Origin of the sequence: Ruegeria sp. HKCCD8929 (assembly GCF_013031405.1) — a bacterium.
GTDB lineage: Bacteria > Pseudomonadota > Alphaproteobacteria > Rhodobacterales > Rhodobacteraceae > Ruegeria.
The window spans coordinates 1-19,484 of record NZ_WPZY01000002.1; the positions used below are offsets into that span (position 1 = coordinate 1).

At 60.9% G+C, this 19,484-nt stretch carries 26 protein-coding genes; 11 read left to right on the forward strand and 15 right to left on the reverse strand.

Features of this window, described 5'->3' with window-relative positions; translation table 11 throughout:
• Both GOX53_RS02600 and GOX53_RS02605 read left to right on the forward strand, forming a co-directional pair.
• The coding region (locus GOX53_RS02600; RefSeq protein WP_171173453.1) for a CoA transferase at positions 1-269 on the forward strand (269 nt) is incomplete at its 5' end.
• Complete coding sequence (locus GOX53_RS02605; RefSeq protein WP_171173454.1) at positions 266-1,093, forward strand: citryl-CoA lyase; 828 nt, start codon at positions 266-268, stop codon at positions 1,091-1,093. The genes GOX53_RS02600 and GOX53_RS02605, both read left to right, overlap by 4 nt.
• A gap of 495 nt (positions 1,094-1,588) precedes the next feature.
• Here the strand turns inward: GOX53_RS02605 and GOX53_RS02610 are convergent, their stop codons facing one another.
• The gene (locus GOX53_RS02610; RefSeq protein ID WP_171173455.1) at positions 1,589-2,176 is read right to left on the reverse strand and encodes a TetR-like C-terminal domain-containing protein; all 588 of its coding nucleotides are present in this window, start codon (positions 2,174-2,176) and stop codon (positions 1,589-1,591) included.
• A gap of 125 nt (positions 2,177-2,301) precedes the next feature.
• Here GOX53_RS02610 and GOX53_RS02615 point away from each other — a divergent pair, with 125 nt between their 5' ends.
• Both GOX53_RS02615 and GOX53_RS02620 read left to right on the forward strand, forming a co-directional pair.
• Positions 2,302-2,892, forward strand: coding sequence for a YceI family protein (locus tag GOX53_RS02615; protein ID WP_171173456.1), 591 nt, complete (start codon positions 2,302-2,304; stop codon positions 2,890-2,892).
• Positions 2,893-2,956: 64 nt separating this feature from the next.
• A complete protein-coding gene (locus GOX53_RS02620) occupies positions 2,957-3,493 on the forward strand; it encodes a luciferase family protein (protein WP_171173457.1) in 537 nt (178 codons plus the stop codon).
• Between the two features lie 55 nt (positions 3,494-3,548).
• On the opposite strand, the gene GOX53_RS02625 is transcribed toward GOX53_RS02620, so the two are convergent.
• The 5 genes from GOX53_RS02625 to GOX53_RS02640 all read right to left on the reverse strand — a co-directional run bounded on the left by GOX53_RS02625 (position 3,549) and on the right by GOX53_RS02640 (position 5,780).
• Positions 3,549-3,776 carry a transposase gene (locus GOX53_RS02625; RefSeq protein WP_254446440.1) on the reverse strand — a complete coding sequence of 76 codons (228 nt, stop codon included), beginning with the start codon at positions 3,774-3,776 and terminating at the stop codon, positions 3,549-3,551.
• Positions 3,777-4,171: 395 nt separating this feature from the next.
• The gene (locus GOX53_RS02630) at positions 4,172-4,846 is read right to left on the reverse strand and encodes an ankyrin repeat domain-containing protein (RefSeq protein WP_171173458.1); all 675 of its coding nucleotides are present in this window, start codon (positions 4,844-4,846) and stop codon (positions 4,172-4,174) included.
• 71 nt (positions 4,847-4,917) lie between these two features.
• The gene (locus GOX53_RS02635; protein WP_174867706.1) at positions 4,918-5,100 is read right to left on the reverse strand and encodes a hypothetical protein; all 183 of its coding nucleotides are present in this window, start codon (positions 5,098-5,100) and stop codon (positions 4,918-4,920) included.
• Between the two features lie 133 nt (positions 5,101-5,233).
• Entirely contained in the window at positions 5,234-5,437 is a 204-nt protein-coding gene (locus GOX53_RS29735) for a GDCCVxC domain-containing (seleno)protein (protein WP_371810243.1), read from the reverse strand.
• A gap of 19 nt (positions 5,438-5,456) precedes the next feature.
• The gene (locus GOX53_RS02640; RefSeq protein WP_171173459.1) at positions 5,457-5,780 is read right to left on the reverse strand and encodes a hypothetical protein; all 324 of its coding nucleotides are present in this window, start codon (positions 5,778-5,780) and stop codon (positions 5,457-5,459) included.
• A gap of 99 nt (positions 5,781-5,879) precedes the next feature.
• Between GOX53_RS02640 and GOX53_RS02645 the strand changes: the two genes are divergently transcribed.
• From GOX53_RS02645 to GOX53_RS02660, 4 genes are all read left to right on the forward strand, one after another.
• Positions 5,880-6,269, forward strand: a complete 390-nt coding sequence (locus tag GOX53_RS02645; protein WP_171173460.1) for a MerR family transcriptional regulator — start codon at positions 5,880-5,882, stop codon at positions 6,267-6,269.
• A gap of 276 nt (positions 6,270-6,545) precedes the next feature.
• Complete coding sequence (locus GOX53_RS02650; RefSeq protein WP_171173461.1) at positions 6,546-7,061, forward strand: PepSY domain-containing protein; 516 nt, start codon at positions 6,546-6,548, stop codon at positions 7,059-7,061.
• 95 nt (positions 7,062-7,156) lie between these two features.
• A complete protein-coding gene (locus GOX53_RS29490) occupies positions 7,157-7,687 on the forward strand; it encodes a hypothetical protein (RefSeq protein WP_174867707.1) in 531 nt (176 codons plus the stop codon).
• A gap of 21 nt (positions 7,688-7,708) precedes the next feature.
• Positions 7,709-8,236 carry a helix-turn-helix transcriptional regulator gene (locus GOX53_RS02660; RefSeq protein WP_171173462.1) on the forward strand — a complete coding sequence of 176 codons (528 nt, stop codon included), beginning with the start codon at positions 7,709-7,711 and terminating at the stop codon, positions 8,234-8,236.
• Here GOX53_RS02660 and GOX53_RS02665 read toward each other — a convergent pair.
• From GOX53_RS02665 to GOX53_RS02685, 5 genes are all read right to left on the reverse strand, one after another.
• Positions 8,215-8,592 (reverse strand): DUF2237 family protein, encoded by a 378-nt coding sequence (locus GOX53_RS02665; protein WP_171173463.1) that lies wholly within the window; start codon positions 8,590-8,592, stop codon positions 8,215-8,217. The two genes, GOX53_RS02660 and GOX53_RS02665, sit on opposite strands and share 22 nt — an antisense overlap.
• Before the next feature lie 9 nt (positions 8,593-8,601).
• Positions 8,602-9,765, reverse strand: a complete 1,164-nt coding sequence (locus GOX53_RS02670; RefSeq protein WP_171173464.1) for a serine hydrolase — start codon at positions 9,763-9,765, stop codon at positions 8,602-8,604.
• Between the two features lie 58 nt (positions 9,766-9,823).
• On the reverse strand, positions 9,824-10,873 hold the full coding sequence (locus GOX53_RS02675) for a DUF2332 domain-containing protein (RefSeq protein WP_171173465.1): 1,050 nt from the start codon (positions 10,871-10,873) through the stop codon (positions 9,824-9,826).
• Positions 10,870-11,559 (reverse strand): aminoacyl-tRNA hydrolase, encoded by a 690-nt coding sequence (pth, locus tag GOX53_RS02680; RefSeq protein WP_171173466.1) that lies wholly within the window; start codon positions 11,557-11,559, stop codon positions 10,870-10,872. The genes GOX53_RS02675 and pth overlap by 4 nt, the downstream gene beginning before the upstream one ends.
• 155 nt (positions 11,560-11,714) lie before the next feature.
• Complete coding sequence (locus GOX53_RS02685; RefSeq protein WP_171173467.1) at positions 11,715-12,368, reverse strand: 50S ribosomal protein L25/general stress protein Ctc; 654 nt, start codon at positions 12,366-12,368, stop codon at positions 11,715-11,717.
• Between the two features lie 97 nt (positions 12,369-12,465).
• On the opposite strand from GOX53_RS02685, the gene GOX53_RS02690 reads away from it, so the two are divergent.
• Complete coding sequence (locus GOX53_RS02690) at positions 12,466-13,689, forward strand: MFS transporter (RefSeq protein WP_171173468.1); 1,224 nt, start codon at positions 12,466-12,468, stop codon at positions 13,687-13,689.
• 28 nt (positions 13,690-13,717) lie between these two features.
• Here the strand turns inward: GOX53_RS02690 and GOX53_RS02695 are convergent, their stop codons facing one another.
• The 3 genes from GOX53_RS02695 to GOX53_RS02705 form a co-directional block, all read right to left on the reverse strand.
• Complete coding sequence (locus GOX53_RS02695; RefSeq protein WP_171173469.1) at positions 13,718-14,884, reverse strand: alpha-hydroxy acid oxidase; 1,167 nt, start codon at positions 14,882-14,884, stop codon at positions 13,718-13,720.
• 238 nt (positions 14,885-15,122) lie between these two features.
• On the reverse strand, positions 15,123-15,914 hold the full coding sequence (gene trpA, locus GOX53_RS02700) for a tryptophan synthase subunit alpha (RefSeq protein WP_171173470.1): 792 nt from the start codon (positions 15,912-15,914) through the stop codon (positions 15,123-15,125).
• An 81-nt stretch (positions 15,915-15,995) separates the two neighbouring features.
• Complete coding sequence (locus GOX53_RS02705) at positions 15,996-16,481, reverse strand: acyloxyacyl hydrolase (protein ID WP_171173471.1); 486 nt, start codon at positions 16,479-16,481, stop codon at positions 15,996-15,998.
• 198 nt (positions 16,482-16,679) lie between these two features.
• On the opposite strand from GOX53_RS02705, the gene ychF reads away from it, so the two are divergent.
• On the forward strand, positions 16,680-17,777 hold the full coding sequence (gene ychF / locus GOX53_RS02710; protein ID WP_171173472.1) for a redox-regulated ATPase YchF: 1,098 nt from the start codon (positions 16,680-16,682) through the stop codon (positions 17,775-17,777).
• 105 nt (positions 17,778-17,882) lie between these two features.
• Positions 17,883-19,049: an amidohydrolase family protein gene (locus GOX53_RS02715; RefSeq protein ID WP_171173473.1), complete on the forward strand. Its 1,167-nt coding sequence runs from the start codon at positions 17,883-17,885 to the stop codon at positions 19,047-19,049.
• Between the two features lie 9 nt (positions 19,050-19,058).
• Here GOX53_RS02715 and GOX53_RS02720 read toward each other — a convergent pair whose 3' ends face one another.
• Positions 19,059-19,484, reverse strand: coding sequence for a MarR family winged helix-turn-helix transcriptional regulator (locus GOX53_RS02720; protein WP_171173474.1), 426 nt, complete (start codon positions 19,482-19,484; stop codon positions 19,059-19,061).

A 19,484-nucleotide genomic window follows, 5' to 3' on the forward strand; every position in this document is an offset into this window, starting at 1 on the left:
TGACAGCTCGGGGCGTTCCCGCAGGACCTGTCTGGTCGGTGCCCGAGGCGCTGGCACATCCGCAACTTGTCGACCGGGGCCTGCTGCAAACCCACCGCATTGGCGCTGAGGATCTGCAACTGGTCGGGATCGGTGCCAAGCTTGATGGTGTGGCCCCTGGTGTCGGTTCGCCGCCCCCGACATTGGGCGCACATACATACGATATCCTGAGCGAACTTGGCTACGATAATGCCCAGATTGCGGACCTGAAAAAGGAAGGCGCGATATGACGGACCTCTCGGGACACAAAGATGCCGATGATATTCGCCACTGGTGGCGCACCGCAATTATCGACATGGCTCCAGGACGGATTGCCTTTCGTGGCCACCCGATCCAGGACCTGATAGGTTCTGTAAGCTTTGCTCAGATGATCTGGCTCATGGTGCGGGGCGATATGCCAACGTCAGAACAGGCGGCACTTTTTGAATGTGCGCTGGTGGCGGGCGTGGATCATGGTCCGCAGGCGCCTTCGATTGCCGCCGCCCGCATGGCCGCGACCTGCGGGCTGGGGCTCAACAACGTCATGGCCACCGGGGTCAACATGCTGGGAGACGTGCATGGCGGCGCCGGTGAACAATGCGCCGAGCTTTATTTCGACGTCGCCAAACGGATCGATGACGGCGCTGAACAGGAAGCTGCCGTCCGCGACGGTATCACCGCCTGGTGTGAGGAAAATGGCAAGGTTGTCTCGGGCTTTGGCCACCGCTTCCACAAGCCCGTCGATCCCCGCGCACCGCGGTTGATGGCGTTGGTACGCGAGGCCGCAAAGTCTGGTACGGTGGATGGTCGGTTTGCCGATATCGGTGAGGCGGTTCAGGCGGAAATCGGACGAAAGCGCGGTACTGAGATCGCAATGAATATCGATGGGGCCACGGCTGTTATCTTTTGCGAGCTGGGTTTTCCACCACCGCTCTCGCGTGGTCTGTTCTGTCTCTCCCGCTCGGTTGGCGTCTTGTCTCATGGCTGGGAACAGATGCAGCAGGGCGGCCGGAACAAAGGACCGATGCCACCGCGTTTTCTGCCAGACTACACTGGCGTGAAATCGGAAGGTTAAGCCGATGTACCCCCTGAAGACCAAAAGTGTTTGTTGCGGTTGAGCGTGTGGCTTGCGCAAGATCCACACCATAGAGTTAGAGGCAAGTGTCATATCTCAAAGGTCACCCGACCTCAATGAACATCTAAGGCTCGGCCGCCGCAGTTTACGCCGAGCCTGGCTTCATAGCCCCATTCGCGCATAGACCGATCTGCCTGTCTCGGTCAGTGGGCATTCGGGCCCACGCCCAGGAGCAGACCCAACAAGGCAGCCGGAACCAAGGTAATTTTTCTGTATTGTTTTCTTCGAACGTATCTCAGCTCAAGTGAGAAAAGATACAATTCTCACTCATGCTCCAACGTTGGCAATGCGCACAAAACTGCCGCAGGTGCAAACGCAGCGAATTGGGGCTTTGGTTGCGCATCTCGCCAGTTCAAAAGAGGCGCAGCGAAGGGTCGGTTTCAAACCTACCTATTCGGAAAGTTCTTTACCGCCCTATTCTGCACCCAGCCTGAATCAACCCCAATGTCCCGAATTGCTTTTCGCGATACTGCAAAGCAGATCGACGTGCTGATCCAGCCAATCTGCGTCAAGCGCCTCGTGACGTATGAGTCTGCGAAAATAGGGTGCAGCGATTGCCAGCTCTATCAGCTGTTCAACCGGAACATCGGCGGCGATCTCACCGCGGTCTATTGCGGCTGAAAAGACAGCTTCAACGCTTGCGAATCTGTCTTTCATGAATTCCGTGATCACCAACCGCGCTTCTGCATCGGTGGACGCAGCAGCGACCACCTGGGGCGCGATTTGGCCCCATGGCGTGTCATTCAAAGCGCCCATCAGAACACCGAGCAACCAGCGCAGGTCAGATCGCAGCGGGCCATCGGTTTTGGGCGGAATGTTCGGCGGTGTCGCGATGCGCCTGAACGCGGCATCACGGAGTCTGCGCGCATCTGGCCAGTGCCTGTAAAGCGTGCTGCGTGAAATGCCCGTCGCATTTGAAACTGCGCCATGTGTCACGTGCAACACGCCCTCATCCATCAGGATCTTTTGCGCGGCATCAAGCGCGGTCTGCCGTGTCGCGATCAGTCTTGGATCTTCTTTCAATCGCCCCTCCTGTAGAACACGTTGTTGCATAGTAGAACATTTTGTTCTAAAAGTCTGACCGGGCTCAGAACCTAAAGCCCAAACAAAATTCTGCCAACACATCTTATCTGAATGGGAGCGTATCAATGTTTAAAACGGCAGCAACCGCGCTGGCGGTACTCTTGTCGATGGGCGCCTCTGCAGCACTGGCCGAAAGTGGGACCTACAAACTGGATCCCGGACATAGCCAGGTGATGTTCAGTTATAATCACATCGGGTTTTCAGAGACATTTGGCATGTTCTCGGGCTTTAGCGGTGAGATTGAGTTTAACGAAGATGACCCCTCTGCGTCGTCGGTCACAGTTTCCATGCCGGTCAAATCCATGATCACGGGCTGGGACGCCCGCCTGCAACACTTTATGTCCGACGACTTTTTTGGCGCGAAAGACAGTGATGTGGTCACATTCGCCTCAACCAGCATCGAAGTAACCGGGGACAATACCGCGAATATTTCGGGCGACCTGACCATGAATGGCATCACCAAACCTGTCGTTTTGGAAACGACGCTCAACAAATCAGCACCATACCCGTTTGGCCCGAAAGAGGGCACGCCGACTTTGGGGCTTGCAGCCAAAGCGACTGTCGTGCGGTCTGAATTCGAACTTGGGGCGTTTGCCCCTGCGGTGAGCGACGAAATAAGGCTTCTGATCAATATCGAAGCGTTGAAGGCTGAGTGACGCGGTGCGAGGGCTGCTGACGCAGCGCCGAGCGCCCTTTCGTAACTTTTGACGGGCCACGACAATGAATGCATCCCTGAGAGTATTGGCAATCGCAGCGGTGACGGCATTGATGTGCCCGATGGCATCTGCGCAAGTGCGCGCCTTGCCGGAGCGCACATCGCCTCGCCCCGAAACAACAAGCGGCGTACCCCATACCCAGATTGGTGTTGAAATTGATGCCGAATTGGCCCGGCTGTTGCTGGAGCGTGTCGCGCAATTCCCAGGGGTCACACTTGGCCCGACACGCATATCACTGCCTGGCGCGATTGGTTTTCAGCTTGACCGCGACATGCTGCTGTCTCAACCGGGTTCTATTGTCGGTGGTCTTGAGTTTGCGCATATGCACCCCGATGGCAGCCTGCACGCTTCGCTGGAACCCGCTTTGGCGCAAAGGGCAATTGAGGCTGGCTGGGCCATAGCACACCCTTGGGCCAATAAACGTCCCGGGTGGAGTGGCTTTGTCATGATCTATACACCGACCACACCAGAAGAATTGGACGTCGTCATCGATCTGGTCGAAAGTTCGTACACGTTCATCACCGGCAACACCTTGGGCTAAACGCGAATTTCACAATAGTGCGCGGTGACGCCTGTTTTCCTGTCAGATTACTGTTTCAGTCGCTTTCCTTCCGCAGACGATCCAGTTCCGCCGCATCCGCCTGTTGCCTGCGCAGTGCCGCCATTGATCCTGCTGCTTCGATCTCCAAGCGCCACGTCTTCAACTGCGAGCTCGTCACACCCAGCTCCTTGGCAACACCGGTTTGTGTGGCACCAGGCTCATAAAGCCGACCAACAGCTGCGGCTTTGAACTCATCCGTAAACGTCCGCCTCGATTGTCCCATTCCATGCTCCTTTCGTGGACAGGGATAAATTACCCCGATGTCCGGGAACAGGGACGAAGTTCACGCGACCCCTGTAGACCCGGTGCACGACGTAGAAGGCGTGATCATTTCCCTTACTACGGACCCGTCAGGCGGTTTCAGCGACGCCAATCTTGAAGGGTTACGCCAGTTAAGAGATAAGAGCTGACGTGACCTAAGAAAATAACGGTGCAAAATGAAACCGACAATTCGGCCATTCGGGAGGACGACCCAAACCGGTCGCTCAACGAACACCTAGGTTCGGCAGAAGAGTTGCGCGAATGCCGACTCAAGTATTCGAGGAACCGTGCTCTCTCTGACACAGCGAACGTTTGCTTTCTGGCGACCTCCTGTTCCGCGATAACCGCCGACCCGGGTCAATCCTGTGAGCGAAGACGCTCCACCATCTCGGTAAACCCGCGCATTTCGGCGTGCTGAAGCGGAGTAATACCCTCGCGATCTGCCAGTGTTCTGTCAGCCCCGGCGTCCAGCAGCGCGTCGAGAACCGCCTGATGGTTTGGCCCACCATCACCAAGCACAATCGCCTCCATCACGGCCGTCCAATGCAGATTGTTAATATGATTGAGCGGTGCACCGGCGTCGATCAGGCGCCGCACAACTTCGACATGGCCGAGATGAGCGGCCGCGATCAACGCTGTACCGTCATAGGGGCTTGTCGTCAGACCGGGACCGTTCCCCAATTCGATGGCTAAAGACATCAATTCGGGATCGTCCGCAACGGCGGCGATTGTCACAACGTCGTAAGCGCGCCCTTCCAATGCGTTCATGTCGGCCCCGGCCTCGGCAAGGGCATTCAACGCGTCGTCCTCCGAGGCGAACGCAGCGACATGGATCGGTGTGCGGCCCCTGGAATCTCGCGCATTTACATCTGCACCATCGGCGACAAGCGAACGTATCGCGCCGACACCGCCCTCGTGTGCTGCGCGGAACAATCCATCATAGGCAGCCACCTCGCGCGCCGACGGCGCAGTTTGGGCGGAGGCGGAGGTGGCCAGACCGACCAATGCGGCCATGATGGCAAAGCGGGTCATAGCGATCTCCTCTTTAACTCCGAAATTAGTTCTTCGGCCCGCGTGCCTCAACATAAGGCCGCGATTGTGAGTCACCCGGCCTCGATCAGGTCGAGCCCGGCACGAGCGCAAGCCTCATCCAAGTGACCTCCTGGAGCGCCTCCGATGTCAATGCCACCCATCAGCGCACCGTCAATCTGGAGCGGCAGACCTTCGCCCCATGTTACCTTCCGCGCACCCATGCAACGCTGGCCGCCGTGCTGCGGTTTATTCAAAGCGCAGCATCCGACAAAGTGAAGCCCTCCACCGCCGTCAGGTGCACCCTGAACGAATGGCCGAAGTGGCGTTGCTATGTGTCCGCTCTCTTCAAAGACCTCATCAGCTTCGCGGGGGATTTGCCCATAGATTTTACCCGCAACAGCTATCACCCAACTGTATGGGTGGGCACGGCACATTGCCATACGAACAATACACGCAGCAGTCACCTTCCAAAGGTTTCAGCACGGCTTCACACGACTTGCATTCATAGAACCACTGGCAGGCGTCGGTCGGCATCTTCTCGGTTTCAACATGACCACATTCAGGGCATGTTAGCGTGCTTTTCAGCACCACGCGTTGTTCTGTCAGTGTCTCACATCTGCATGAATAGATAGTCGTTGATCCGGGCTTCGTTGAACACGATTACCCATGCCAATCCCGTCATGGCTGTGCTTCCCACCAACCACCACATTAACTTTTCGATCGACCTACGTCGGTGGGAAACCCACCACGATATCGCGACCAAGACCGTCGATACTGCAAGCACGTAGTAGCTTGCTGCCGCAATTCGTCCAAAAATCGCCAGCCAACTGCCGCCCAATCCCAGCAACATCATAGCCATGGGTAAAACACAGCAGGTCGCTACCCCGAGCGCTGACAGCGAACCCAGATAGCTGAGGCCAAGGTATTTCTGCATTCCTCTCCTCCACTAGCCGTCTTTTCTCGGCGTTGAAGCGGCAACCAATCGCGCTTATAGCTTCTGTAGTCGCTACAGGATCAAGACGGATAAGCTCACATGATTGCGATTGGAGAGGCTTCCCGCCAAAGCGGGGTCGGGATCGAAACCATCCGCTACTATGAGCGGGAAGGGATTGTGCCGAAACCAATGCGAGCATCCAACAATCAGCGCCTATACTCCGCAAATGACGTTGGCAGGCTTCGTTTCCTGAAAAAATGCCGCGACCTGGGCTTCCCGCTTGCAGATGCGAAGACACTCCTTGATCTGTCTGAGTGCGGCGGCAAGGATTGCCAATCCGTCAAACGAATGGCTGAGCTTCACATCTCAGAGGTACGTGGCAAAATTAACGAGTTGAGACGCCTGGAAGCAGCTCTGGGCGAGCTTACCGCCAACTGTGATAGCGGAAACACCTCCTGCCCAATGCTGTCCCAATTGCGAATGGCATGAGGCAACAAGGGCTCCTCCTGCTGCTCTCTGCACTTGAACCAAGTGGGTCGCTTGAACCCCAACCGGTCATTTTCGGTCCCAAGCGTTGCAAGTGCGGCACCGAGGGCCGCGAGGCCATCTGAGCCGCATGTAACTTTGGTTTAGGCGCATCGGGCTGCAGGTTTATGCGGCCCGGAATAAACCTCATGCAGATGGGCCTAACCGCCCCTTCGTGGTCCCATCGACGCGGGACCCGCTCGGTTTTCCCCGGCGGGCAATGCGAGGATGGAGACCGGGATGAAGCGTATATATGCCTTGACCGCCGCGATGGCACTTGCCGCCGTTTTGCCAGCGAATGCACAGACCTTCGCCGACCGTGTGATCGACACGCTGGCGCAGCAGGGGTTCAGGACAACCGAAGTCAAGAACGGCCCGACCCAGACCAAGGTCGAGGCCATCAGGGGAACGACCAAGCTGGAAGTTGTCTATGACCGGTCCACCGGCCAGATCGTCAAGCAGGAGACCGAGCCTGCCACCGCCCGAGACCTGCAGGGTGGCGGTATCGAGATTTCCACCAGGGATCGCGACTTCGCCAGGGACGCCCGCCGGGACGACGATGACGACGACGACAATCGGGGTCGGCGTGGTGGTCGGGATGATGATGACGACGATGATGATGATCGCAGCGGGCGCCGTGGCGGCGACGACGATGATAACGACCGCAGTGGGCGCGGCGGTGGGGACGATGATCGCGACGACGACGATGATGACGACGATGACGACAATTCCGGCCCGGGCAGCAATGATGATTGAGGGTCCCGCCGGTGCTTCGCAAAGCGCCCGGTCTCTGGCATGGTGAGAGAGACAGGAAACCGCCACATGGGCGGTTTCCCCATGTGGACGGCGGAATGAGAACCTCAGTTTACGTCATTGTGCTGGGATTGGCGCTTGCCGGAACTGCGGTTGCGGGCCCGGTCGAGGACAGCATCGTCCGGCAATTGCATGATCAGGGGTTCGACCGGATCTCCGTGTCGAGAACATTCCTGGGGCGCAGCCGGATCAAGGCATCGGGCAGGGCCATCGAGCGCGAGATCATCGTCAACCCGGCCACAGGCGAGATCCTGCGCGACTATTGGGTACGTCGCGACAAGGGCGAGTCCAGCATCTTTTCGCCCGGCAGCGGCTCAAGCGGAAGCAACTCGGGGTCGGGGAGTGGAAATTCCGGTTCTGGCAGCGACAATTCCGGCCCGGGCAGCCAGAATTCGGGCTCCGGCAGCGGCAACTCGGGCCGGGGCAGCAGTAATTCGGGCTCGGGGAGCGGCAATTCGGGATCCGGAAGTGGCAACTCCGGCTCGGGCAGCGGCAACTCCGGGTCTGGCGGAGGCAATTCCGGCCCGGGCGGCGGCGATGACGACGATGATGATGACGATGACGATTGATACGCATCGGAGATCGTCGCCATGACGCGCAATCTCCTCGTGATCGCGCTGCTTGTTGTTCAGGTGTTTTGCGCCCTGTTCTTCGTGTTCGATATTCTGTCTAGTGTCCTGGGCCTGCCGATCGGGCCGATCAACTGGCACGCGCGCGAGATCATCGAGATCGGGGCGGCTCTGGGCCTTATCCTGGGGATCGTTGTGGGCTTCGTCGTGCTGCGCCAATCCGTGGCCGAGACCGCACGGATGAAAACCCGCCTGAAAGCGGCGCAAAGCGCATTTTCCGATCTACTGGAGGAGAGCTTCACCGCCTGGCATCTGACCCCGGCTGAACGCGATGTGGCGCTCTTTGCCATCAAGGGAATGACAACCGCCGAGATCGCCGCCCTGCGCAACACCTCCGAGGGGACGGTCAAGGCGCAGACCAACGCGATCTACCGCAAGGCGGGCGTTCATGGCCGGTCGCAGCTATTGGGGCTGTTCATCGACAATCTGATGGCGGACGACCTGCAGGAGCGTGAGCCCGAGAGCGATCAGGTGTCTTCCTCGGCATAACGTTTCAGAATCTCCAGCGGTACGATTTCCAGCGCGCGCCGATGCGTGGCCTTCAGGTCCACCTGCGGCGCGCAGCCCTCATCATGGGCCTGAAGGAAGCGGGCGGCGCAAAGGCACCAGTGGTCGCCGGGGTTCAGGCCGGGAAAGTGAAACTCGGGGCGCGGGGTACTCAAATCGTTGCCGACATATTTGGAATAGGCCAGAAACTCTGCCGTCATCACCGCGCAGACGGTGTGGCTGCCCTGATCCTCGGCGCAGGTATTGCACTGACCGTCGCGAAAGAACCCGGTCAGCGGGTTGGTCGAGCAGGGGGCCAGAACCTTGCCCAGAACGTTGACGCTGTCGTCTTTTTTCATGCCGCCAGTCTACAGGCTTTGCGCGATCTTGCGAAACATCTCGATATTTGCTCTGTTCACGCCCTTTTCGCGGAACTTCCGATCCGCCCCAGTGGTAACGATCAGCACGTCCCGGGACTGGTCCAGATAGAGGTATTGGCCATAGACGCCGCGCCCCATGAACTCGCCCTCATGGGCGCCCACCGGGATCCACCACTGAAACCCGTAGCCGATCTTGCCGGGCGCGGTGGGGGCGCTGGGTGCGGTGGACTGGGCGATCCAGTCGGCGTGGACGATCTGCTGCCCGCCATAGCGCCCATTCTGCAGGATCATCTGGCCGAATCGGGCGTAGTCGCGGGTGGTGAAGTTGAGCCCGCCCAGAACGAAGGCCACACCGGCGCCATCGGTGATGTAGTACCCGTCCTGCTCCAGCCCCAACGGCGCGATGATCTTTTCCGCCATCAGTTCAGCAACGCTGCGCCCGGTAGCGCCCCGGATCACCATGCCAATCACGTGGGTGTCGATGGAAACGTATTGCCAGGTCTCGCCCGGCGTCGCAAAACTGTCTTTGAGCGAGGCGGCGAAGTCGTCCAGCTCTCCACCAAGAGCCACCACCCGGCCCATCCGGTTGATGTCGGAATTGTAGTCCAGGTAGTCTTCGTCGAAGGTCACCCCACTGGCCATGTTCAGCACGTTGCGGATCGTCGCGGTCTCATAGGCGCTGCCCTTGAGCTTGGGGGCATATTTGACCACCGGATCGTCCAGCGAGGCGATGGCACCTTCGTCGAGCAGGATGCCGAACAGGGCCGACAGGTAGCTTTTGGCGATGGACCACGAGATGCGGCGATCATCGGGTCCGGTGCCGAGAAAATATTCCTCGTACCGGATCTCGCCGCCTTGCATCACCAGAAGCGAGGTCACCGCCCGCTCGGTGATCCAGTCGCCAGCGCCCGACGGAAGAACGAATTCGGCCCCATGGCGCAGGTCCGAGGTCTGCCCGTCGCCGCGGGGCAGGTCTGCGGTCAGAAAGGCGGCGTTCATGTTGGAGAAGTTGAAGACGATCTTATCCTCGGAAAACAGCGAGTTCACAGCCATCAGCCGCCGGATCTCGTCCCGTTTCCAAACCCCGACAACGGTGGCGGCCAAAACCAGCGCCAGCAGAATGCGGCCCAGCCATTTGCCGAATGTGCGCATTATGTGCCCTCCCTCACTGCCAGCATAGATGAGCGCGGGACATGGCTCGGTGCAATCGCTACGTTGCGGAAATTGCGGCCGGTGCGGTCCATGTGATCCACCGGCCATGAAAATCGACACGGGCGAGCGTGACATGGTGATCGCCGGGCCACAGGCGCAGGGTCAGCGATGCACCGGGGCTTTGGCCATCCGCTTCCATCCTCAACCAGACAACCGGAGTTGAGGGCGTGGCCGACGCGCCCGCCTGTTCGATCAATGCGGTGCCCAGGGTCTGAGCCTCGGGCGGGAAATACTGCCAGGCAACGGTGTGATAGATCAGATGCAGCGTGCCCTCGGGTTGCTGCGGCAGGCGGTCGGCCAGCCAGTCGATGGCGTCGCCCCGGTCCACGGTGGCGTCCTGCACGGCAATTGCCGCGTCGGTCAGGCGCATACGCTCCGGCTGATCCGGCCAGAGATAGGCCCTAAGCCGCAGCGCACCATCCGCATCATGCGGGTCGATCGGATTCAGATCGACCCCGCGCCGGTCCCGAACCGAGATGGCCTGTGCGGCAGGAGCCAGGCCGGTCCAGTCGGGTGACAGCACAAGGGTGGGCTGCTCTGCGCCAAGCCGGCCGTCGGGCGTTGCGACCGCAAACCGGTCCCACATCAGGTTGAGCCCGGCGCTGGCGCCAAGCTCGGACACCATCATGGGCAACGGGTGATGCGCGGAGATCCAATGGGCGGCGGGGATCAAGGCCGCGCTGCGCCGCACTTCGTTGGTCTGTGGTGGCGATTGTATCCAGTCGCATAGGAAGTCGGCCTGCGCGTCGATGGCCTTCAACACGGCCTCAACGAGGTCAGTGTCCGGGACCGAGTTCGGCGGATAGACCGTCGCCAGTGCCGGATCGCTTCCGCGCAGAACCAGCGCGTGCAGCCCGGCGGCAATGCGCAGGGGCAGCGAGGCGCCGCTGGGGCCAAGATCCTCCCCGTCCCACGCCGCGCAGGCGTGGGCCAGCGCGCTGGCCTCGGGCCAATGTTCGGACAGACCGGTCAACAACCGTTCCATGAAGGGCGAGCCCAGCGACGCACAAGCCCGGGCCTGATGCCGCAGCGCGTCCCTGAGGCTCAACGAAACTTGTCCAGAAGCTTCTGCATGGCCGAACGCGTGTCGGGCTCGGCTTCCGGCGCAGTGGGACGCCCCGCGGCTCCCGCAGGCGCCTTTGCCTTCGGTGTGGTCGACGAACGCGGCGGCGCGGTGCGCAGCGCCACGGCATTCATGAACTTGCCGCCATCGCCCGCCGCCAGATGCGGCGCACCGTCCGAGACGCCCCGCAGCACATCCTCGAGCCAGTCCTCATCCGCGCGAGCGAAATCGTGCAGGACATAGCCCGAGACCAGCTCTTTGCGGCCCGGATGGCCGATGCCCAGCCGCACCCGGTCATATGCGGCACCGATATGATCATGGACCGAGCGCAACCCGTTATGCCCGGCATGCCCGCCACCGGCCTTGACCCGCACCTTGCCGGGGGCCAGGTCCAGCTCGTCATGCAGCACGGTCACATCCGTTGAATCCAGCTTGTAGAACCGCATCGCCTCGCCCACCGACTGGCCGGAGCGGTTCATGAAGGTGCCGGGTTTCAGCAGCAACACCTTTTCGCTGCCCAACCGCCCTTCGGCGATCTGACCCTGAAACTTGGACTTCCACGGCCCGAACCCGTGATCCCCGGCGATCCGGTCCACGGCCATGAACCCGATATTGTGCCGGTTGCGGGCGTATTTCCCGCCGGGATTTCCCAGTCCGACAAAGAGTTTCATGGTGCGGTCCTTCGCATGATCTTTCTTTCCCGCGTCTCAATGCACCGGATTCGCGCAAAAATCCAGACAGGTGCATCGGGTCATGGGTGCCTCCGCAATAACAAAACGGGGCCCCGAAGGACCCCGTTTCGTAATCGTGCGGATCGGTGAAGAGATTATTCTTCGGCCTCTTCCTCGACTTCCACTGCTTCGACTTCGGCCTCTTCGCCGCCTTCTTCCTCTTCTTCGCTGGTGGTCAGGCCAGTCGGTGCCGAGATGTTGGCGATCACGAAGTCGCGGTCGATGGTCGGCTTGGTGCCTGCGGGCAGCTCCACCGACGAGATGGTTGCGACATCGTTGATGTTCATGCCGGTCAGATCGACGGTGATCTTCTCGGGGATGTCACCGGCGGTGCAGACCAGTTCCACCTCGGGGCGGACAACGGTCAGAACGCCACCCTTCTTGATGCCGGGCGCGTCGGCCTCGTTGAGGAACTCAACCGGAATGAACAGCGCGATCTTGGTGGTCCGGCGCAGGCGCATCAGATCCAGATGCGTGGGCAGGTCCTTGACCACGTCACGCTGCACGTCGCGGCAGATGACGCGGACGTCTTCCTGGCCTTCGACCTTCAGGTTGAACAGGGTCGACTTGAACCGGCCTGCCTTCAGGCGCTTGAACAGTTCGTTGAACGGGATCTGGATCGGCAGCGGATCTTTGTCGCCACCAAACACAATGCCCGGAACCATGCCGTCGCGGCGTGCCTGACGAGCGGCGCCCTTGCCTGTCCCCGTCCGTTCCAGAGCTACGAGATCAGGAATCTCACCAGCCATGATAAATCTCCAATGTTAGGGCAGGGTGCCTCCAAGGCTGTCACCCCGCGTGAAGGCTGCCGTTTAGACCGGATTGATGAGGTTGAAAAGGCCTAAAATGCGCCGCTTTTGGCTAGACGGGCGCAATTGGCTGTGTCAGCGGTGGCATATGCGGATTTGGGACGATCTCTATTCCTCACGCCGGGCGCTTGCCGGCTTTGTCGTGATCGGGCTGGGCTGGGCGAGTTTCTCGGCCCAGATGCCAGTGGTCAAGGCGCAGGTGGGCGTAAGCGATGGGTTCTGGGGCACGCTGGTGCTGATGGGCTCGACCGGGGCGCTGATGGCGATGTGGCTGGCGCCGCTGGTCTACCGGCTGCTCGGGACATGGGCGATGATCGCCGGCGCCGCCGTGATGGCGGGCGGGTTCATATTGGTCGGGGTGGCACAGAGCCCTGTTGTGCTGGGGCTGGCGCTGTTTCTGGCGGCGGGCGGGTCGGGCGTGGCCGACGTGCTTGCCAACTCCGAGGTCAGCGAGGCCGAGGCCGAGACGGGCCGGAGCCTGATGAACCTCAACCATGGTTGTTTTTCGCTGATCTACGCCATGGCTGCCGTCTGCGTGGGTGGCGCGCGCGAGGCCGGGTTTGGTCCAGTGGCGATTTTCGCGGGAACAGCGGCGGCCATAGCGGTCCTCATGATCTGGATGAAGCTACCGGATCGCCCGGAGCATGAAGATGAACGGGCTGAGGCGGCAGGCATGCCATATGGGCTTGTCTGGGTCGGTGGGCTGGTGGTGCTTGCCGCGTTTCTGGGCGAGGCGGCTTCGGAAGGATGGTCGGCCCTGCATGTGGAACGTACCCTGGGCGGCGGCCCCGCCGAGGGGGCGATGGGTCCGGCGCTGCTGGCAACCGGTATGGCGGTCGGGCGGCTTGGTGGTCACATAATCGGCGCGGGCTGGCCGCCGATCCGGACGATGGTGATCGCGTCCTGCATCGCTGGTGTAGGGCTTGCACTGTCCGGGATCGCGCCGGATATCCCGGTCGCCTACGCAGGGTTCCTGCTGGGCGGTCTGGGGGTTTCGGTCGTTGGTCCGCTGGCCCTGGGACTGGTCGGTCAGGCGGTGCCGCCGCGGTTGCGGCTGGCCGCGATCTCACAGGCGGCGGCCCTGGGCTATGCAGCGTTCTTCCTCGGGCCGGTGATGATGGGCTATGTGGCCGAAGGGTTTGGGCTGCGCGTATCGTTTTATGTGATCGCCACCATAATGTTCGCGGTTGCGGCGGTGCTTGTGCCGCTTTGGGCCCGATTGCTCGCGGGCCAGTATCCGGGCAGGCATCTCCGGTCCTGACCCCCCATAATGTCTCCGGTCGCCGGGTTCAGGCTTGCCACCGCCCCTCAAAATCTTCCGGGACGAGCAGGTTATGGCGGCCCAGACCGGCGACGTTCTTCTCACCACACAGCGCCATGGTGGTATCCAGCTCCTTCTGGATCACCTCCAGAGCAGCGGTCACGCCCTTCTGCCCCATCGCACCCAGCCCATAGACGAAGGCACGCCCGATATAGGTGCCCTGCGCGCCCAGGCTGAGCGCCTTGAGTACGTCCTGGCCCGAGCGGATGCCGCTGTCGAGGTGCACCTCGATATCGCCGCCCACCGCATCCATGATCTGCGGCAGCATCCGGATCGAGCTGAGCGCGCCGTCAAGTTGCCGCCCGCCATGGTTCGACACAACGATGGCGTCTGCTCCGAGCTTTGCGGCCATCTTGGCATCGTCGGCGTCCAGTATCCCCTTGAGGATCACCTTGCCGCCCCATTGCTCCATCAGCTTTTCGATCTTCTTCCAGTCGAGCGACGGATCGAATTGTTCTGCCGTCCAGGCCCCCAGCGAGGAGGAGTCCGAGATGCCCTCGACATGCCCGACGATATTGCCGAATTCCCGCCGCTTGGCGCGCAGCATCTCAAGGCCCCATGACCATTTGGTCATCAGGTTGGCGATGGTGCTGGCGGTCAGCTTTGGTGGCGCTGACAGGCCGTTCTTCAGATCCTTGTGCCGCTGACCGAGGATCTGCAGGTCGAGCGTGATCACCAGTGCCGAGCATTTGGCATCCTTGGCGCGCTGGATCAGGCGGCTGACGTAATCCTCGTCCTTCATGGTGTAGAGCTGAAACCAGAACGGGGCGGAGGTGTGTTCGGCCACATCCTCGATCGAGTTGATCGACATGGTGGAAAGTGTGAAGGGCACACCGAACTCTTCGGCGGCCTTGGCGGCCTTCATCTCGCCATCCGCGTGCTGCATGCCCATCAGGCCCACCGGGGCCAGCGCCACCGGCATCGCCACGTCCTCTCCGATCATCGTCGATGCCGTGGAGCGCCCGGTCATATCGACGGCAACCCGTTGTCGCAGCCGGATCTGTTCGAAATCCGAGCTGTTCTCGCGAAAGGTCTGCTCGGTCCAGCTGCCGCTTTCGGCGTAATCGTAGAACATCCGGGGCACCCGGCGTTCATAGATACGTCTGAGGTCTTCGATATTGGTGATGACGGGCATTGCGCGGCAGCTCCCCTAAAATTGGTTAATCTTTTTTACCAATTCTTGAGATTGGGTGCAAGAAAGCACCATGCGGATATTTGCCGCATCGGGTGATTGAGGACTTATCGTCAGGTTTTCAGGTGGTTATGGCCCAGGAAACGTCGCCGGGCAGGCCCCTGAGCACGCGCGCAGCGCCGTGGCCCTTGCACTGAAGGGCCCCTGCCGATGCGGTTGTGAAGGGTTTTCTCGGTCCGGATCAGACCGAATGTGCGCCATCGGCCAGGGTTTTTACAAAGTCCAGCACCTCGCCCACAGGCTTACGCGCGCCGATTTGGCTGACAATGGCCGAACCGACCACGGCACCATCTGCAATAGTCGCGATGGCACGCGATTTTTCCGGCGTGTTGATGCCGAAGCCCACGATCACGGGCAGATCGGTTGCCGCCTTGATCCGGGCCACCTCGGGGCCGACATCGCCCGCCTTCGCCTCGGCGGCGCCGGTGATGCCGGTGATCGACACATAGTAGACAAAGCCGGAGGTATTCTGCAGCACGCGCGGCAGGCGTTTGTCGTCGGTCGTCGGCGTGGCAAGGCGGATGAAGTTCAGCCCCGCCGCCTGCGCGGGCAGGCACAGCTCGTCATCCTCTTCTGGGGGCAGGTCGACCACGATCAGCCCGTCGATGCCCGCAGCCTTGGCCCTTTCCAGAAACGCATCCACCCCACAACTGTAGATCGGGTTGTAGTAACCCATCAGAACGATCGGCGTGGTGTCATCGGCCTCGCGAAAGCTGCGCGCCAGTTCCAGTGTCCGGTCCAGCGTCATCCCGGCATCCAGCGCGCGCTGACCGGCGGCCTGAATCGTGGGGCCATCCGCCATCGGATCGGTGAACGGCAATCCCAGCTCGATGACATCCACGCCTGCCCCGGGCAGACCTTTGATCACCTCAAGCGACGTGTAATAGTCCGGATCCCCCGCCATCACATAGGCGACAAAGGCCTTTTTCCCTTGGGCTTGCAGGGCGGCGAATTTGGCGTCGATACGGGTCATCGGAGTTCCTTGCGATCAGCTTTCGACCCGATGTGCAGAAACTGACCGGGAAAATCAATCCCGCCCGCCGTCTTTCCTGGATTAGAATGCGAAGTGATACCGCAGCAAGGCCGCATTTACCCCCGGATTGGAATCGTTCGTGCTGGCATTCGATTTGTGGGTAATCGCCACCGACAAGCGATTGCCATTGTCGAACGTGTATCCCAAACCCAGCAGGCTCCGGATTTGGAAGCTGCCACCAAGGTTGTTGATTTCATCGGCCTCGGAAAAGAAGCCGGGCATCACGCTGCCTTCCACAAACCAGCGCCGGTTGAAGGAATAGATGCCGTAGACGCCTGCCCCGACATGCACGTCGCCGTTTTCGTGCACGGACAGGGCGCCGCCCAGACCGGCGCTGAGACGCTCGCCCTGATGGAACGGCCTGTGCTGGTATTCAAGCGATATCAGTCCCTGGTCCAAGGACTGGCTAAAGGAGAAATCGGCATAACCCGCACCCACGATCAGGGTTTGGGCCTGTACGGAGGTTGCACCGGCAAGGATGGCAAGTGAAGTGAAGAGGTGTTTCATTGTCATGAGCTTCAACTGGAAAAATCAGGTAGTTAACTGGTTACGCGGTCCCATGGATTTCAATGTTCACGGACGCACAGTGTCTGCACAAATAAGTGAGCTGTCAATTTGAGCGGATGAAACTAAGCGGCAGTGTGGCTTGCGCATCAACACCAAGCTGCATAGAAGCAGCCGTCGATTGGAATGCAGGAGGCCGGGATGGGCTTTAAAATGGGAATCGTGGGTCTGCCGAATGTGGGCAAGTCGACCCTGTTCAACGCGCTGACCAAGACGGCTGCGGCGCAGGCGGCCAATTTCCCCTTTTGCACCATCGAGCCGAATGTCGGTGATGTTGCGGTGCCCGATGACCGGCTGGACAAGCTGGCCGCGATTGCCAGCTCGCGCCAGGTCATCCCCACGCGCATGACATTTGTCGACATCGCCGGTCTGGTGAAGGGCGCGAGCAAGGGCGAGGGGCTGGGCAACCAGTTCCTGGCCAATATCCGTGAGACCGATGCCATCGCCCATGTGCTGCGCTGTTTCGAGGATGGCGATGTGACCCATGTCGATGGCCGCGTCGATCCGGTGGCCGACGCTGAGACCATCGAGACCGAGCTGATGCTGGCTGATCTGGAAAGCATCGAAAAGCGCCGCGCCAATCTGGTGCGCAAGCTGAAGGGCAACGACAAGGAGGCGCAGCAGCAGGAGCGTCTGCTGGCCACCGCGCAGGCGATGCTTGAGGACGGCAAACCCGCCCGCATGGTCGAGGTCAGCGATGAGGACGCCAAGGCCTGGAAGATGCTGCAGCTGCTGACCACCAAGCCGGTGCTCTATGTCTGCAACGTGTCCGAGGAAGAGGCCGCCGAGGGCAACGAATACTCCGCCCGCGTGGCCGAAATGGCAGCATCGCAAGGAAACGCGCATGTCATCATTAGCGCCAAGATCGAGGAAGAGATCAGCCTGCTCGAAGAGGACGAAGCGCAGATGTTCCTCGAGGAAATGGGCCTCTCCGAGCCCGGCCTCGACCGTCTGATCCGCGCGGGCTACGACCTGCTCAAGCTGGAAACCTATTTCACCGTCGGCCCGAAAGAGGCCCGCGCTTGGACCATCCGCACCGGCACAGCCGCACCGGCAGCCGCAGGGGTTATCCATGGTGATTTTGAAAAGGGTTTCATCCGTGCCGAAACCATCGCCTATCACGATTATGTCTCGTGCAATGGCGAGCAGGGCGCGAAAGAGGCGGGCAAGATGCGTGCCGAAGGCAAGGGCTATGTCGTCAAGGATGGCGACGTGATGCATTTCCTCTTCAACACCTAACCCGGTTTCTCGGCTCCTTTGCTGAAATCCCCCCGCGACGCTTGACGGGCTGGCCGTACCTGTTGGTATGCTAACGACAGCGGCATGCCGTCAGGGGAGGGTGCGATGTCCGGTAAGCTAGTCATCAGGAATATTGGCCTGATCCTGTCAGGCAAGATGGAACAGCCGATCCATGACGGCGATTGCGTGATCGCGGTGGATGGCAAGATTGCCGACTGGGGGTATGAGAGCGACCTGGATACCGAAGAGGCGGATACGCTGGTCGATGCCCATGGCGTGACGCTCGCGTCGGGCCTGATCGACAGCCATGTACATCCGGTGGTGGGCGACTACACGCCGCGCCAGCAGCAGCTGCACTGGATCGACTCGACCCTGCATGGCGGCGTGACGACACTGATCTCTGCTGGCGAGGTGCATATGCCCGGGCGGCCCAAGGACGTTGTTGGCCTCAAGGCGATGGCGATCGCGGCGCAGCGCTGGTATGAGAATCTCCGCCCCTCGGGCGTCAAGGTTCATGCCGGGGCGCCGGTGATCGAACACGGCATGGTCGAGCAGGACTTCAAGGAGCTGGCCGATGCCGGTGTCAAGCTGCTGGGCGAGGTCGGCCTGGGCACCGTAAAGGATGGCAAGACCGCGCGGCAAATGGTCGACTGGGCGCGCAAATATGGCATCCAATCCACGATTCACACCGGCGGGCCGTCGATTCCGGGCTCGGGCCTCATCGACGCGGATATGGTGCTTGAGACCGGAACAGATGTGATCGGCCACATCAATGGTGGTCATTCCGCCTTGCCGGACGATCAGATCATGTGCCTGTGCGAAAGCTGCACGGCGGGTCTTGAGATCGTGCATAACGGCAACGAACGCGCGGCGCTTCTGACCCTGAACACCGCGCGGGAACTCAAGCAGATGGACCGGATCATTCTGGGCACCGACGGGCCTGCGGGCTCTGGCGTGCAGCCGCTGGGCATCCTGCGGATGGTGGCGATGCTGTCTTCACTGGGTGATGTCCCGGCCGAGATCGCGTTCTGCTTTGCCAATGGCAACACGGCGCGGCAGCGTGAGCTGGATACCGGTCTGATCGAGCGCGGCTATTGTGCCGATTTCGTTCTGATGGATCAGGCGCAGCACGCACCGGGCGCGACGCTGCTCGAGTCGGTGCAACTGGGCAATCTGCCCGGGGTCGGCATGACCGTCATCGACGGTGTCATCCGGTCCGAGCGCAGCCGCAACACGCCACCTGCCACCCGTCTGCCCGAGATCGTGTCTTAGGTCCCGACCTCAGGTGATCTTGCGCAGCAGCCGCACCAGACTGCGCTGCTCCGAGGCGCTGAGCGGGGCGAGCGTATCGGCGGTGATCGTATGCCCGGCCTCAAGCATCCGCGCCAGCAGTGCCTCTCCAGCGGCTGAGAGCGAAATCAGCGTGCGGCGTTTGTCGTCCGGGTCCGGTTCGCTGAGCGTCAGCCCCTTGTCGCGCAGCCGGTCGACCACCCCCTTGATGGTCGCCACATCCATCGCCGCAAGCCGCCCCAGGCGGTTTTGCGAGCACTTGCCCTGCTCGGAAATCCGCACCATGGCGGCGAACTGCGTGGCCGTCAGCCCCTCAAGCGTGTGGGCCTGAAAGATCGCGGCGTGCCGCTGACTGGCCAGCCGCAAAAGATACCCCACCTGATCGTCCAGAACATAAGTCGCGCTGTTGTCGGTCAT